The sequence below is a fragment of the Massilia timonae genome, assembly GCF_001866515.1.
GTDB lineage: Bacteria > Pseudomonadota > Gammaproteobacteria > Burkholderiales > Burkholderiaceae_D > Telluria > Telluria timonae.
On the sequence record NZ_JRYB01000001.1, the window covers coordinates 5733389 to 5746950 of the forward strand.

General features: G+C 66.4%; 13 protein-coding genes and 1 pseudogene. 7 read left to right on the plus strand and 7 right to left on the minus strand.

Translation table 11 applies throughout. From position 1 onward, the window contains the following. Positions 1–38: 38 nt before the first annotated feature. Both LO55_RS24480 and orn read right to left on the minus strand, forming a co-directional pair. Positions 39–2570: a hybrid sensor histidine kinase/response regulator gene (locus tag LO55_RS24480; RefSeq protein WP_229410231.1), complete on the minus strand. Its 2532-nt coding sequence runs from the start codon at positions 2568–2570 to the stop codon at positions 39–41. Between the two features lie 53 nt (positions 2571–2623). Next, positions 2624–3208, minus strand: coding sequence for an oligoribonuclease (gene orn, locus LO55_RS24485; protein WP_005669391.1), 585 nt, complete (start codon positions 3206–3208; stop codon positions 2624–2626). 58 nt (positions 3209–3266) lie between these two features. Here orn and LO55_RS24490 point away from each other — a divergent pair, with 58 nt between their 5' ends. The 7 genes from LO55_RS24490 to LO55_RS24520 all read left to right on the plus strand — a co-directional run bounded on the left by LO55_RS24490 (position 3267) and on the right by LO55_RS24520 (position 9064). Beyond that, positions 3267–4529: a M48 family metallopeptidase gene (locus LO55_RS24490; RefSeq protein WP_071363457.1), complete on the plus strand. Its 1263-nt coding sequence runs from the start codon at positions 3267–3269 to the stop codon at positions 4527–4529. Further along, positions 4526–4858: a 4a-hydroxytetrahydrobiopterin dehydratase gene (locus LO55_RS24495; protein WP_071363458.1), complete on the plus strand. Its 333-nt coding sequence runs from the start codon at positions 4526–4528 to the stop codon at positions 4856–4858. The genes LO55_RS24490 and LO55_RS24495 overlap by 4 nt, the downstream gene beginning before the upstream one ends. Further along, a complete protein-coding gene (gene rsgA, locus LO55_RS24500; RefSeq protein ID WP_071363459.1) occupies positions 4855–5769 on the plus strand; it encodes a ribosome small subunit-dependent GTPase A in 915 nt (304 codons plus the stop codon). The genes LO55_RS24495 and rsgA overlap by 4 nt, the downstream gene beginning before the upstream one ends. A gap of 85 nt (positions 5770–5854) precedes the next feature. After that, positions 5855–6781: an ornithine carbamoyltransferase gene (gene argF, locus LO55_RS24505; protein WP_071363460.1), complete on the plus strand. Its 927-nt coding sequence runs from the start codon at positions 5855–5857 to the stop codon at positions 6779–6781. 112 nt (positions 6782–6893) lie between these two features. Continuing rightward, positions 6894–8126, plus strand: coding sequence for an argininosuccinate synthase (locus LO55_RS24510; protein WP_005669383.1), 1233 nt, complete (start codon positions 6894–6896; stop codon positions 8124–8126). A gap of 111 nt (positions 8127–8237) precedes the next feature. Next, on the plus strand, positions 8238–8561 hold the full coding sequence (locus LO55_RS24515) for a YkgJ family cysteine cluster protein (RefSeq protein WP_071363461.1): 324 nt from the start codon (positions 8238–8240) through the stop codon (positions 8559–8561). Between the two features lie 209 nt (positions 8562–8770). Further along, a complete protein-coding gene (locus LO55_RS24520) occupies positions 8771–9064 on the plus strand; it encodes a GIY-YIG nuclease family protein (protein ID WP_071363462.1) in 294 nt (97 codons plus the stop codon). Between the two features lie 6 nt (positions 9065–9070). On the opposite strand, the gene blaOXA (LO55_RS27410) is transcribed toward LO55_RS24520, so the two are convergent. From blaOXA (LO55_RS27410) to LO55_RS24540, 5 genes and pseudogenes are all read right to left on the minus strand, one after another. Continuing rightward, entirely contained in the window at positions 9071–9808 is a 738-nt protein-coding gene (blaOXA, locus tag LO55_RS27410; RefSeq protein ID WP_071363960.1) for a class D beta-lactamase, read from the minus strand. A gap of 18 nt (positions 9809–9826) precedes the next feature. After that, positions 9827–10663: pseudogene (gene bla, locus LO55_RS27415) on the minus strand (subclass B3 metallo-beta-lactamase); the annotation flags it as partial. A gap of 21 nt (positions 10664–10684) precedes the next feature. Then, positions 10685–12400 carry a class D beta-lactamase gene (gene blaOXA / locus LO55_RS26115; RefSeq protein ID WP_083415551.1) on the minus strand — a complete coding sequence of 572 codons (1716 nt, stop codon included), beginning with the start codon at positions 12398–12400 and terminating at the stop codon, positions 10685–10687. After that, positions 12397–12780: a BlaI/MecI/CopY family transcriptional regulator gene (locus tag LO55_RS24535; RefSeq protein WP_071363463.1), complete on the minus strand. Its 384-nt coding sequence runs from the start codon at positions 12778–12780 to the stop codon at positions 12397–12399. Before LO55_RS24535 ends, blaOXA (LO55_RS26115) begins: the two co-directional genes overlap by 4 nt. Before the next feature lie 74 nt (positions 12781–12854). Then, positions 12855–13562, minus strand: coding sequence for an SDR family oxidoreductase (locus tag LO55_RS24540; RefSeq protein WP_071363464.1), 708 nt, complete (start codon positions 13560–13562; stop codon positions 12855–12857).

Sequence of the window (13562 nt, forward strand, 5' to 3'; positions counted from 1 at the left end):
TTTATTTTTGTAGCCACTCCATGAACTTGGGCACCCGCCTACGCGGGTGCGACGGTTTGCTGGTCCGGGTCCTGGGTGACTCCTGCCCCTGCTTCCGCCTCCCCTGCGCCGCCGCGTGCACCATCGAGCACGCGCAACAACACGTCGACATTGACCGGCTTGACCAGGTGATGCGCGAAGCCCGCGGCCAGCGCGGCATCGCGATCCTGCTGCTGGCCATAGCCGGTGACGGCGATCAGGACCGCGCCGCCCGTCGCCGGATCGGCCTTCAGCCGCCGCGCCAGTTCGCGCCCATCCATCTCCGGCAAGCCGATGTCGAGCAGGCAGACGTCGGGCCGCATGCCGCGCGCACGCTCGAGCGCCGGCAGCGAGCCGTGCTCGATCGCCACCTCGTGGCCCTGGGCCGACAGCAGCAGGCCCAGCGTCTCGGCAGCGTCGTGGTTGTCGTCCACCACCAGGATGCGCAAGGGCGCGGCGCCGGCCGGACAAGCAGCGTCCGGCGCGGGAACCAGCGTTTCTTCTTCCTGCAGCAGCGGCAGGCTGATCACGAAGGTGCTGCCCTTGCCCAGGCCCGGGCTGGAACAGCCCACCGTGCCGCCGTGCAGCTCGACCAGGTGCTTGACCAGGGCCAGGCCCAACCCAAGGCCGCCCTGGGAGCGGTCGGACGAGCGCTCGGCCTGGGTGAACAGGTCGAACACGCGGCCGGTGAGCTCGCGGTCCATGCCGATGCCCTCGTCGCGCACGCTCAGCACCAGGCGCGTGCCCAGCACTTCGGCGCGCAGGTCGACGCCGCGCCCCGGCGGCGTGTACTTGGCGGCGTTGCCCAGCACATTTGCCACCACCTGCACCAGGCGCGCCTTGTCGCCGCGCACCGCCGCGTGTTCGGGCGGCAGGCGCACGCCGAGCTGCTGCGAGCGCGCGTCGATCGTCGGCCGCACCTGCTCCACCGCCTCTTCGACGACGGCGCGCGCCGCCACCCGCGCCTGGCCCAGGGTGATCAGGCCGCGCGTGACGCGCGACACGTCGAGCAGGTCGTCCACCAGGCGCGTCATGTGGCGCACCTGGCGTCCGATGATGGTGCTGCTCTGGTGCACCCGGCGCTCGTCCATATTGCCCAGCCGGAGCAGCTCGGCGGCGGCGCTGATCGGCGCCAGCGGGTTGCGCAGCTCGTGCGCCAGCATGGCCAGGAATTCGTCCTTGCGGCGGTCGGCGTCCATCAGTTTTTCTTCGGCCAGCTTGCGGTCGGTGATGTCGCGGAAGAAGCTGGCGATGCCGCCGTCCTGGGTCGGATAGGCGCGGATGTCGGTCCAGATGCGGCGCCCGTCGGGGAACACGTGGCACTGCTCGGCGGCGCCGGCGCGGCGCGTGTCCATCACGCGGTGGTACATGCGGCCGGCCTCGCTGTCGGTCATGGCGGTGAACACTTCCCAGTGGTTGCGGCCGATGACTTCCTCGCGCGTGACGGCGCAGATGCGCAGGCCTTCGGCGTTCATGCGCTGCATGATCCAGTTGCGGTCGAACAGGGCGAAGCCTTCGGAGATATTGTCGAAGATGTCGCGGCTGCGGTCGCGCTCTTCGCGCAGCAGCGCCTGGGCGCGCGCGGTCTCGGCCGCGGCCCAGGTGCGCTCGGCCACGTCGCGCGCGAGCTGGACGTCGTACTCGCTCCAGGAGCGCGGCGTCGGCGTATCGACGCCAAGACAGGCAGTCAGACGGCCCGATTTCACGATCGGCACCACCAGCACGGCGCCGATCCGCTCGTCGATGCCGCTGGCGCGCAAGTCCGCAGTGCGTGGATCGTTGGCGGCATCGTGGATCCGTACCACCGCTCCGCCGCCCAGCTCGGCAACGATGGCGGGGCTGAAGTCGGAGAGCGGCAACCCCGACGCCGGCCGCACCGCACCCGCAGCCGTCCACAATCGTGGCACCTCGAGGCGTCCACTGAGCGGATCGATCTCGGCATACAGCACGCGGCCGGCGCCGAGCTCCACGCCCAGCAAGGCGCTTGCGGTCGCGATGACTTCGCCCGGGTCGTCCAGCGGCGCGAGCGCGTCCGATACTTTCAGCTGGAACGCCGCCCGTCGCGCGGCCAGCACATGGCCGGTGGTTTCCATGACGGTGCAGGTCAGCCCTGCGACCTCGCCACGGGCGTCGTGCAGCGGCGCATACGAAAACGTGAACCAGGCGCGCTCAGGGTAGCCGTTACGCAGGAGATTGAGCTCCATGTCCTGGAGAAAGACCGAATTGCCCGCCAGCGTGCGCTCGATCAGGTGCGACAGTTCGGGCATGACTTCGGCCCACAGCTGCGCAAACGGCACGGCTGGCACGGCTGGATGGCGCTCGCCGAGGATCGGAATATAGGCGTCGTTGTGCAGGAAGGCCAGCTGCGGTCCCCAGGCGATAAACGTGGGGAACGATGAGTGCAGCATCATGTCGACCGCCATCCGCAGGGACGGCGGCCAGCCCTCTGGCGGGCCGAGCGGTGAAGCAGTCCAGTCGTGGTCGCGCAAGCGCGCGGCCGTCTGGCTGTCACCAAGGAAGGCGGTATGCGTGAACGGAACCATACCGGCCATTCTCGCATACCTTCTTGTCAATACTGAGCGTTTTTTGTACTGCTTTTACCGGATCATTTCTGGATGAAATGCTCGCGGTAATAGCGCAGTTCTTCGATCGACTCGGTGATGTCGGCCAGGGCCGTGTGCTTCTGGTGCTTCTTGAAGCCGGTGGCAACCTCGGGCTTCCAGCGGCGGCACAGTTCCTTCAGGGTCGACACGTCCAGGTTACGGTAGTGGAAGAAGGCTTCGAGCTTCGGCATGCCGCGCGCCATGAAGCGCCGATCCTGGCAGATCGAGTTGCCGCACATCGGCGACTTGTTCGACGGCACATATTGCTTGAGGAAGGCGATCAGTTCCTGCTCGGCCTGGGCTTCGCTGACGGTCGATGCCTTCACGCGGTCGATCAGGCCCGACTTGCCGTGGGTGCCCTTGTTCCAGTTGTCCATCTTGTCCAGCGTCTCGTCCGACTGGTGGATGGCGAACACCGGGCCCTCGGCGATGATGTTCAGCTCGGGGTCGGTGACGATCACCGCCACTTCGATGATGCGGTCATTGTCCGGGTCCAGGCCGGTCATTTCCATGTCCACCCAGACCAGGTTGAACTCGTTTTGACGCGGCACTGCGGCGGACTCGGTGGTTGGTGTAGCTTGTGACATAATTCTCTCTTTGCCTAGTCGTGTTTTACCTAATCCTGCATTTTCTCACAGGCACAGAATGTCTTCATTCGGGTTTTCAGTTTTGTTCGTCGTTTTCTTCGTGCTGACCATGGTGCTGCGCACCTGGCTGGCCGCGCGCCATATCCGGCACATCGCGCGCCATCGCGCCAGCGTGCCGGCCGAGTTTGCACCAAAGGTGCCGCTGGCGGCGCACCAGAAAGCGGCCGACTATACCGTCGCCAAGACCCGCCTCGGCCTGGTGGGCATGCTGTGGGGCGGCGCGGTCCTGATCGGCTTCACCCTGCTGGGCGGCCTGCAGCTGCTGTCGCTGGCCCTGTTGCCCCTCACCGGGCCTGGACTGTGGCATCAGCTGGCGCTGGTGGTGGCCTTCGGCGTCATCTCCAGTCTGCTCGACCTGCCGCTGGACTGGTACCGCCAGTTCGTGCTCGAGCAGCGCTTCGGCTTCAACAAGATGACGCCCGGCCTGTGGTTCAGCGACCTGATCAAGAGCTCGATCGTCGGCGCCGTCATCGGCCTGCCGCTGCTGTGGGTCGTGCTCACCCTGATGGACAAGTCGGGCGACCTGTGGTGGTTCTATACCTGGCTGGTGTGGAGCGGGTTCCAGCTGCTCATGATTGCGATCTACCCGAGCGTGATCGCGCCGATGTTCAACAAGTTCACCCCGCTCGAAGACGCCAGCCTCAAGCAGCGCATCGAAGGCCTGATGGCGCGCGTCGGCTTCGCGTCGCGCGGCCTGTTCGTGATGGACGGCAGCAAGCGCAGCGCCCACGGCAACGCCTATTTCTCGGGCTTCGGCCGCGCCAAGCGCATCGTGTTCTTCGACACCCTGCTATCGCGTCTCGAGCCGCAAGAGATCGAGGCCGTGCTGGCGCACGAACTGGGCCACTTCAAGCTGCGCCACATCGTCAAGCGCGTCGCCGTGATGTTCGCCATGTCGCTGGCCTTCCTGGCCCTGCTCGGCTACCTGAAAGGCCAGGCCTGGTTCTATACGGGCCTGGGCGTGCTGCCCTTCATGAACGCCTCCAACGACGGCATGGCCCTGATCCTGTTCATATTGGTGCTGCCGGTGTTCACCTTCCCGCTGGCGCCGCTGTCCTCGATCACCTCGCGCAAGCACGAGTTCGAAGCCGACGCCTTCGCGGCCCGGCATACCGACGGTCGCCACCTGGTGTCGGCCCTGGTCAAGATGTACGAGGACAACGCCTCCACGCTTACCCCGGACCCGCTGCACTCGGCCTTCTACGATTCGCATCCGCCGGCCTCGGTGCGCGTGAAACACCTGACGCTGGCGGGCGCATGAAGCTGGAGCATCGCGACTGCATCCGCAACGCCAGGGCGCTCGATCCGTGGGTGATCGACGCCTTGCTGAACGACGTGCCCGGCTGGACCGCGATCGACGGCATCCTGTCGCGCGAATTCCGCTTGCCGGACTACCGCGCCACCATCGCCTTCGTGAACGCGGTGGCGCTGGTCGCCGAAACGCAGGACCACCATCCGGAGCTGACGGTCGGCCATGCGACCTGCCGCGTCACCTGGAGCACCCACTCGGCCGGCGGCGCCCTGACCGAAAACGATTTTATCTGCGCCGCGAAAGTGAATGCGCTTTACCCTGAAATGACCAGCGCATGAGCGACTTAGTTACCCCTCTGACAGGCACCATCATCGCGGCCCACGGCCGCCACTACCTGGCCGACGTGGACGGCGAAAAGCTGCAATGCGTCACGCGCGGCAAGAAGACCAACGTCGCCGTGGGCGACGTGGTGCACCTGAAGCGCACCTCCGCCGACCAGGCCGTGATCGAAAAGATCGCCGAGCGCACCACCCTGCTCTACCGCTCCGACCAATACAAATCGAAGCTGCTGGCGGCGAACATCTCGCGCCTGTTCATCGTCGTCGCCACCGAGCCGGGCTTCACCGACGACCTGGTCTCGCGCGCGCTGGTCGCCTGCGAGGCGGCCGGCATCGAGGCCCACCTCATCCTGAACAAGACCGACGTCGAAGACCTGCTGCCGCGCGCACGCGAGCGCGTCGCGCCGTATGCCGCGCTGGGCTATCCGGTGCACGAGGTATCGGCCACCGGGCAGCCCGAACAGACCGTGGCGACCCTGGCGCCGCTGCTCGAAGGCCACTCGTCGATCTTCATCGGCCAGTCCGGCATGGGCAAGTCGTCGATGATCAACCTCTTGGTGCCGGACGCCGATATCGCGGTGCGCGAAATCTCGGCCGCGCTCGACACCGGCAAGCACACCACCACCTTCACGCGCCTGTACCGGCTGCCCGGCGCGGATGGGAAGGCGTCCACGATCATCGATTCGCCCGGCTTCCAGGAATTCGGCCTGTACCACCTGACCGAAGGCATGCTGGAACGCGCCTTCGTCGAGTTCAAGCCTTATCTGGGCGGCTGCAAGTACTATAACTGCCGCCACCTGGCCGAACCGCAGTGCGCCGTGCTGGATGCGGTCGCCGACGGCAAGATCGCGCGCATGCGCCACGAGCTGTATGCGCAGCTGTTACACGAATCGGCACAGACCCTGTATTAAAGACCAGGTACTGAAGACTATACTTTCCCTAACGGAAAGAAAAACCCCTTATAATTCAAGGGACAACATTCGAGTAGACCCCACTATGCCAGGCACCACTCCGATCAAGCACTTCCTGCAATTCTCCGACTTCACGCGCGACGAGTTCGAATACGTCATCAAGCGCGCGGCGATCATCAAGCGCAAGTTCAAGGCCTACGAGGTCTATCATCCGCTGGTCGACCGCACCCTGGTGATGGTGTTCGAAAAGAGCTCGACCCGCACCCGCCTCTCGTTCGAGGCCGGCATGCACCAGCTGGGCGGCGCCGCCATCTACCTGAACACCCGCGACAGCCAGCTGGGCCGCGGCGAGCCGGTCGAAGACGCCGGCCAGGTGATGAGCCGCATGTGCGACATCATCATGGTGCGCACCTTCGGCCAGGACATCATCGAACGCTTCGCCGCCAATTCGCGGGTCCCGGTCATCAATGGTCTCACCAACGAACACCATCCCTGCCAGGTGCTGGCCGACGTGTTCACCTTCTGGGAACACCGCGGCTCGATCGCCGGAAAGACCGTGGCCTGGATCGGCGACGCCAACAATATGCTGTACTCGTGGCTGCAGGCGGCCGAGGTGTTCGGCTTCCACCTGAACGTCTCGACGCCGAAGGGTTACGAGCTGGATCCGAGCCTGGTGTCGACCAAGCGTTACACCCTGTTCGACAACCCTTCCGACGCCTGCGAAGGCGCGCATCTGGTGACGACCGACGTCTGGACCAGCATGGGTTACGAGAAGGAAAACGCAGAACGACTGAAGGCGTTCGACGGCTTTATCGTCGACGAGGCCAAGATGGCGCGCGCGACCGACGACGCCCTGTTCATGCACTGCCTGCCCGCGCACCGCGGCGAGGAAGTCTCGGCCGGCGTTATCGACGGCCCGCAGTCGGTGGTCTGGGACGAAGCCGAGAACCGCCTGCACGTGCAAAAAGCCCTGATCGAGTACCTGCTGCTCGGTCGTATCGAAGATAATTGATTTTTTCACCCACTGAAGCTTGATCGTTGGCCATTCATCGCCCTCCCGGGCGGTGAACCTGTGCGCCAGCTGACCATCTCTCCTCTACCATCCCTCCATCACTGGAACTCCCATGAGCGACATCAAGAAAGTAGTCCTTGCCTACTCCGGCGGTCTCGATACCTCCGTCATCCTGAAATGGCTGCAGGACAATTACAACTGCGAAATCGTCACCTTTACCGCCGACCTCGGCCAAGGTGAGGAACTGGAACCGGCGCGCGCCAAGGCGCTGAAGTTCGGCATCAAGCCAGAAAACATCTACATCGACGATGTGCGCGAGGAGTTCGTGCGCGACTTCGTGTTCCCGATGTTCCGCGCCAACACCGTGTACGAAGGCGAATACCTGCTGGGCACCTCGATCGCGCGTCCGCTGATCGCCAAGCGCCTGATCGAGATCGCCAACGAGACCGGCGCCGACGCCGTCTCGCACGGCGCGACCGGCAAGGGCAACGACCAGGTGCGCTTCGAGCTGGGCGCCTATGCGCTGAAACCCGACGTCAAGATCATCGCCCCATGGCGCGAATGGGACCTGCTGTCGCGCGAAAAGCTGCTGAAGTACGCGGAAGACGCCGGCATCGCGGTCGACATGAAGCACAAGAACGGCGGCGCGCCGTACTCGATGGACGCCAACCTGCTGCACATCTCGTTCGAAGGCCGCCACCTGGAAAACCCGAGCGCCGAAGCCGAGGAATCGATGTGGCGCTGGACCGTGTCGCCCGAGCAGGCGCCGGACGAAGCCGAGTACCTGGACATCGAATACGAAAAGGGCGACATCGTCGGCCTGAACGGCAAGCGCCTGTCGCCGGCCGCCGTCCTGACCGAGCTGAACCGCCTGGGCGGCAAGCACGGCATCGGCCGCCTCGACCTGGTGGAAAACCGTTACGTCGGCATGAAGTCGCGCGGCTGCTACGAAACCCCGGGCGGCACCATCATGCTGCGCGCGCACCGCGCGATCGAATCGATCACGCTGGACCGCGAAGTGGCGCACCTGAAGGACGACCTGATGCCGCGCTACGCTTCGCTGATCTATAACGGCTACTGGTGGGCGCCGGAGCGCGTCGCGCTGCAGACCCTGATCGACCACACCCAGCAGACCGTCAACGGCTGGGTGCGCATCAAGCTGTACAAGGGCAATGTGATCGTCGTGTCGCGCGATTCGAAGACCGACTCGCTGTTCGACATGAACATCGCCACCTTCGACGAAGACGGCGGCGCCTACAACCAGGCGGATGCGGGCGGTTTCATCAAGCTGAACGCACTGCGCATGCGGATCGCGGCCAAGGCGCGCGCGAAACGCGGGCAATAAAGGTCGACCGAACCGGCTTCACAGCCGGCTTCGCAGCCGGTTTCAAACCAATCGGGAAGCCGCCTTCGGGCGGCTTTTTTTCGTCCCGCGTCCGCGCTAGAATTGGCCACCATGAGCGCCGACGACGTCCTTCCCTGCCTGAGCTGCGGAGCGTGTTGCAAGAGCTACCGCGTGTCCTTCTACTGGGCCGAAGCCCTCGACCTCGGCCTGCCCGACGCCATGACCGAACAGGTCACGCCGCATATCGCATGCATGAAAGGCACGAATGCGGCGCGCCCGTACTGCGTCGCACTGGGGACCGGCGATGCCGGGCCGATGGCCTGCGGGGTGTATGCGCAGCGGCCGTCCGCGTGCCGGGAGGTGCAGATCGGGGATGGCAAGTGCAATGGGGCGCGGGAGCGGCACGGGTTCGGGATGATCGGGCGCGTGGCGTGATGGCTTGGGTGGTCGTTGGCGGGAGGTGGTGGTGTGCGGGCTGACTTGGGTTCCCGCCTTCGCGGGAACGACGTTGGTGCTGATCGCAATGCATCAACAGCACGACTTCGGCAACGTCCCCAAACACGTCGTTCCCGCGAAGGCGGGAACCCAAGCTCATTTGACCCACCACAAACGCACACCAAGGCCAGACACCCAAACTGGCCGGCATGGACAAATCCTCCTACGTCTATATCCTGGCCAGCCGCCCTTACGGCACTCTCTACATCGGCGTCACCTCCGACTTGATCAAGCGCGTCTGGCAACACAAGGAAGCTGTCGTCCCGAGCTTCACCAGCAAACACGGCGTCAAACGCCTCGTCTGGTACGAAACCCACACCGACATCACCCAAGCGATCGTTCGCGAAAAACAGCTCAAGCGCTGGAACCGGGCCTGGAAGATCAATCTGATCCAGTCCACCAACCCAACATGGCACGACATGTACGCCGCGATATGTGTGTAAGAAGGTCTATAACAATCCCAACGACTGCAAAGCCGCCTTCCCGAGCGGCGCCCGCTTGGCGCCAACCGTATCGTCGGTGATGTCGACGTTCAGCGCGAACGCATACACCTTGCCGTCCTTCTCGACCCAGCCCACCCACCAGCCGATCTGGTTCTTGCGGTCGTCCGGCATGTACCATCCGGTCTTGGCGTACAGATTGGCGTGATCGTCCTGGCGCACGATCTCGCGCACCGCCGCCATCGCGGCTTTCGGGAACGGCAGCTTGCCTTGCGCCAGCCGGCCCAGAAAGCGGGTCTGTTCGAGCGCGCTGATCTTCAACGGCCCATCCAGCCAGAAGGCATCGATGACGGACCCGGCATCCATATTGCCGTAATCGAGCCGGCGCAGGCCTTCGCGCATGCGCGGCATGCCGATGCGGCGCGCCAGCTCCTTGTACACCGGGACGTTCGATATCCTGATCGCCTCGCGCAGCGGCATGTCCCTGGCCCATTGCGGCAGATAGGTCGGCCCGCCGCCGTACGGCAGCACTTCGTCGACGCTGGAGACGGCGCCGGTGGCCAGGCCGATCAGCGAATTGGGGATCTTGTAGGTCGACGCCGGGACGTAGCGGATGGCGGCGCGCTGGCGGTCGTGGCCCACGTATTCGCCAGTGGCGACGTCGTGCACGACGAAGGTGCCGGTCACGCCCGCCTTGTCGAACATCTCGGCGATCTTCGCATCGTCACGCCAGACGATGGCCGGCATCCTGGCTTCCTCTGCCAGCGTTTTTTGCAGCCGCGCGCGGCCCTTGTCGGCATAGGCGCGACAGGCGCCCTTGTCGACGAAGGCCGCGTTGCCGAGCATGGCGCGGCGCGCGTGGCGCTGCCACAAGTCGCTGCCTTCCGGGTGGCTTGACACCAGCACGTCGCAAGGCAGCGCCGCGACCTTGGCGATCGAGCGCTCGATGTCGCCGCGTGCGTTCGGATAGGCCGGATCGCCGCTGTAGCGGAACGCCCCGGCGCCGATGGCGTTCAGGCTGTCGGCGTACACCATGTTCACCCGCTTGCCGCCATCGCCCGAGGTCCAGGTCCAGGTCGAGCCGCCCTGCGTGTGGCCGGGCGTCGCATGCAGGGTGACGGCCAGCGCGCCGACCTTGAACGTCTCGCCGTCGCGCACGATGCCGACCCTGGCCACCGGCGCCATCTCCGGCAGATCGGCATATTGCGGATCGCCGCGACTGGCCTTGCCGGTGCGCAGGACCGGCGCGGCGGCGGGCGTGGCCCTGACCTCGGCGCCGGACAGCCGCTGCAGCTCGGCGATCCCGCCGGCGTGGTCGACGTGCTCGTGCGAATTGAGGATGATGCGGATGTCCTCGACCTTGAAACCGAGCTTGCGGACATTGGCCGCGATCTGGCTTGCCGCCTCCGGACTGGCGCCGTCGATCAGGATGTGGCCCGCGTTCGACGTGATCAGGACCGAACTCAGGCCTCGAGTGCCGACGTAATAGCTGTCGCCGGACAGGGCGAACGGTTCCTGCGGCGTGTTCCAGTCGCTGGCGGATGCGAAGGGCATGCACGTGACGAGTCCAGCCGCGGCCAATGCCAGGCTTGTGATCTTCATGAAGGGTTCCTCAGGGTGGGTTTAGAGCGCGTCCAGCCTTGACGGCAGCTCGCGCAGGAAGGCTTCTTTCAATCGCGGTCCGGCCGCGCGATCGGGGTGCTGGCGGTCGAGGGTCAAGCGCGCGAAGACGATCGTGCGGCCATCCCTGCGCGCCCAGCCGACGAACCAACCGTAGGAGCGCGGCGGATCTTGCGCGCCCTTGGGCTGCTCCAGCACCGCGGTGCCGGTCTTGGCGTACACGTCCCAGCCGTTCGGCAGCGCGGGCAGGCGCAACAGTGTCTCCGTCATGTCGTACGCGTGCGGATTCAGACCCAGTTCGCGGTTGACGACCTTGCGCAGGAAGGCCGCCTGCTCCCGCGCCGAGATCTGCAGCGAGGAACCGATCCAGGCATCGGTCACGCCGCCCGACAGGTCCTGGTTGCCGTAGTCGAAGCGCTGCACATACCATTGCAAGCCATCGAGCCCGAGGCGCGCCGTGACCTGCTGCGCGTACCACACGGTCGAGTTGCGGATCCAGCTCGTCGGGTCGGTGGTGGCGCGCCAGGCCGGCAGCCAGTCGGTATAGCCCGGCTTGAACGGCAGCGCCGGCGTGTGGGCGTCGACCAGGATGCCGGCGTCATAGCCGAGCAGGCTGACGGCGATATTGAAAGTGGAGGCCGGGGTGGCGCGCACGTCGCAATCGCCCTCTTCGACCAGGCGCGCGCCGCTCGCGGCGTCGAGCATCAGGGTGCAATCGAGCCTGACCGGCGGATTGCTCCAGGCCAGCGCGGGCTGCAGCGCCAGGTTGCCGCCGAAAGCCAGCGCCAGGATCGCGAGTCCCGCGCCGCGCGCCCAGGCCGCGTGCCGCGCGGCGCCGGGAGCACGGATCAGTTCAACGCGGGCCGCCAGCGTATCGGGACTCACGCCGCCGAATGCCAGCGCCCCATGCACGACATGGTGCTGCATGCGCAGCTGTGCGAGCAGCGCGGCTGCGTAAGCGCGACGTTCAGACTGCGGCCGGCCGCGCAGCACGTCGCGATCGCAGCCGAGTTCCTGCGCCCAGGCGAGTTTGTCGCGCAGCAGGCGCATGGCGGGATTGAACCAGCACAGCGCCTGCAGCGCGGCGCCCACCGCCAGCCACCACAGGTCGCCGCGGCGCCAGTGCGTCAGTTCGTGGGCCACGATCAGCTCGCGCTGCAGCGGGTCGATGTCGCGCAGCCCACGCGGCAGCAGCAGGCGCGGCTTGAAGGGGCCGACCAGCATGGGCGGAATCGGGGCGTCGACTTCGATGACGGCGGGGTGCGCCGGATGCGCCTGGGGCGCGCCGCATCGCAGCAGGCGCTGCACGATCCGCTGGCCGCGCCACAGCCGGCCGAGCATCCAGGCGAGGCCGCAGGCATAGACCGCCACCCAGGCCCAGGCCAGCCATGCCAGCCAGGAACGTTCACCTGCGATGGAGGCCGGCACGCCGACGGCGAGGCCGGGCGGCGCCAGCGCGGCGGGCAGGCTTGCCGCCGCGGCGCCCACGTCGACTTCGAACACCGGATGCATCGGCGCCTGCTGCGCCGGAGGCGCGAGCAGCAGCAGGAAGGTGGCCGCGATCGCGACTTGACCCAGCAGCCAGGGCGAGCGCTGCATGGCGAGCGCCGGCAGCGCGCGCCGCGCCAGCCATGTCGCGCCCCATACCGCCAGTCCCGCCGCCAGGCAGCCGGCGCCGGCGAACAGGAAGCGGATGGCGAGCTGGTCGAGCGCGTTCATGGGGCGCCATCCTTGTCATCGGGCCAGTCGTTGAGAAGCTGCTCCAGGCGGGCCAGCTCCGCATTGTCGACCAGCTTGCTGCCGGTGAACATATTGACCGGCAGCGGCGTATCGATTTCCATCACGCGCCGGCCGAAGTCGTGGGCGAAGGCGGCCAGGGTGTCGACCTTGTCGCTCACCGCCTCGTACACCTGCACGCCATGGCGCAGTTCCTGGCGCACCATGTTCTTCTCGAGCATGCGCTCGAGCGTCTTGCGGGTCGACGAATACGACCACGCCAGCTCCTCGACCACGGCGTCATGGATTTCGCGGGCGCTCAGGGGCTGCCGGCGCCACAGGGCCTTCAGCAGGCTCAGTTCGGAAATCGAGGGGACGGCCATGGACAACACTCCGGAATGCGACGATAGCCGCAATCATGCGACAAGTGTCGCATGACTGTCAACCATGCTGTCGACTACGTGCGCAAGTCGTCCACCGGTTCGCTGCCGAAACCGGGCGCCAGCAGGTAGTCGACCAGTTTCCTGGCGCACGCCTCGGGCGAATCGAGCGCGCCGCCCTCCTTCAGCGCGACGAAGCGTTCGCGCATCGGGAAATCGGCATCCGGCGTGGCGCGGATCGCGGCCTGCATATCGGTATCGATCACGCCCGGCGCCAGGCTGCAGGCGCGCACGCGCACGTCGCCGTCGAGGAGCACGGCGCGCGCATGCTGGTCTAGCGCGGCCTTGGTCGCGCAATACACGGCCCAGCCGGGATAGGCATTGCGCGCCGCCCCGCTCGACACGTGCAGGATGCGCCGCTGGGCGGTCGGCGCGGCCCGCACGAAGGCGGCAGCCAGCGCCAGCGGCGCGCCGACGTTGAGCGCGACGGCACGCAGCACTTCCGTCGGGTCTTGCGCGGCAAGCGGGCCGACCGGCGTGACGACGCCGGCGTTGTTCACCAATAGCGCATCATCCGCGTCCTGGAGAAAGTCGCGCAGCATGTCGCCCGCGAGCCAGGCCGCCAGGGCGCTGGAGTCGGCCATGTCGACTTCGACCTGTTCGATCCCGGCCAGTCGCGCGCGTCCGCGCGCCAGGCCCAGCACGGCGATGCCGCGCCCATGCAGTTCGGCCGCGATCGCGGCCCCGAGGCCGCGGGTGTGGCCGGTGACGATTGCCTTCTTCAT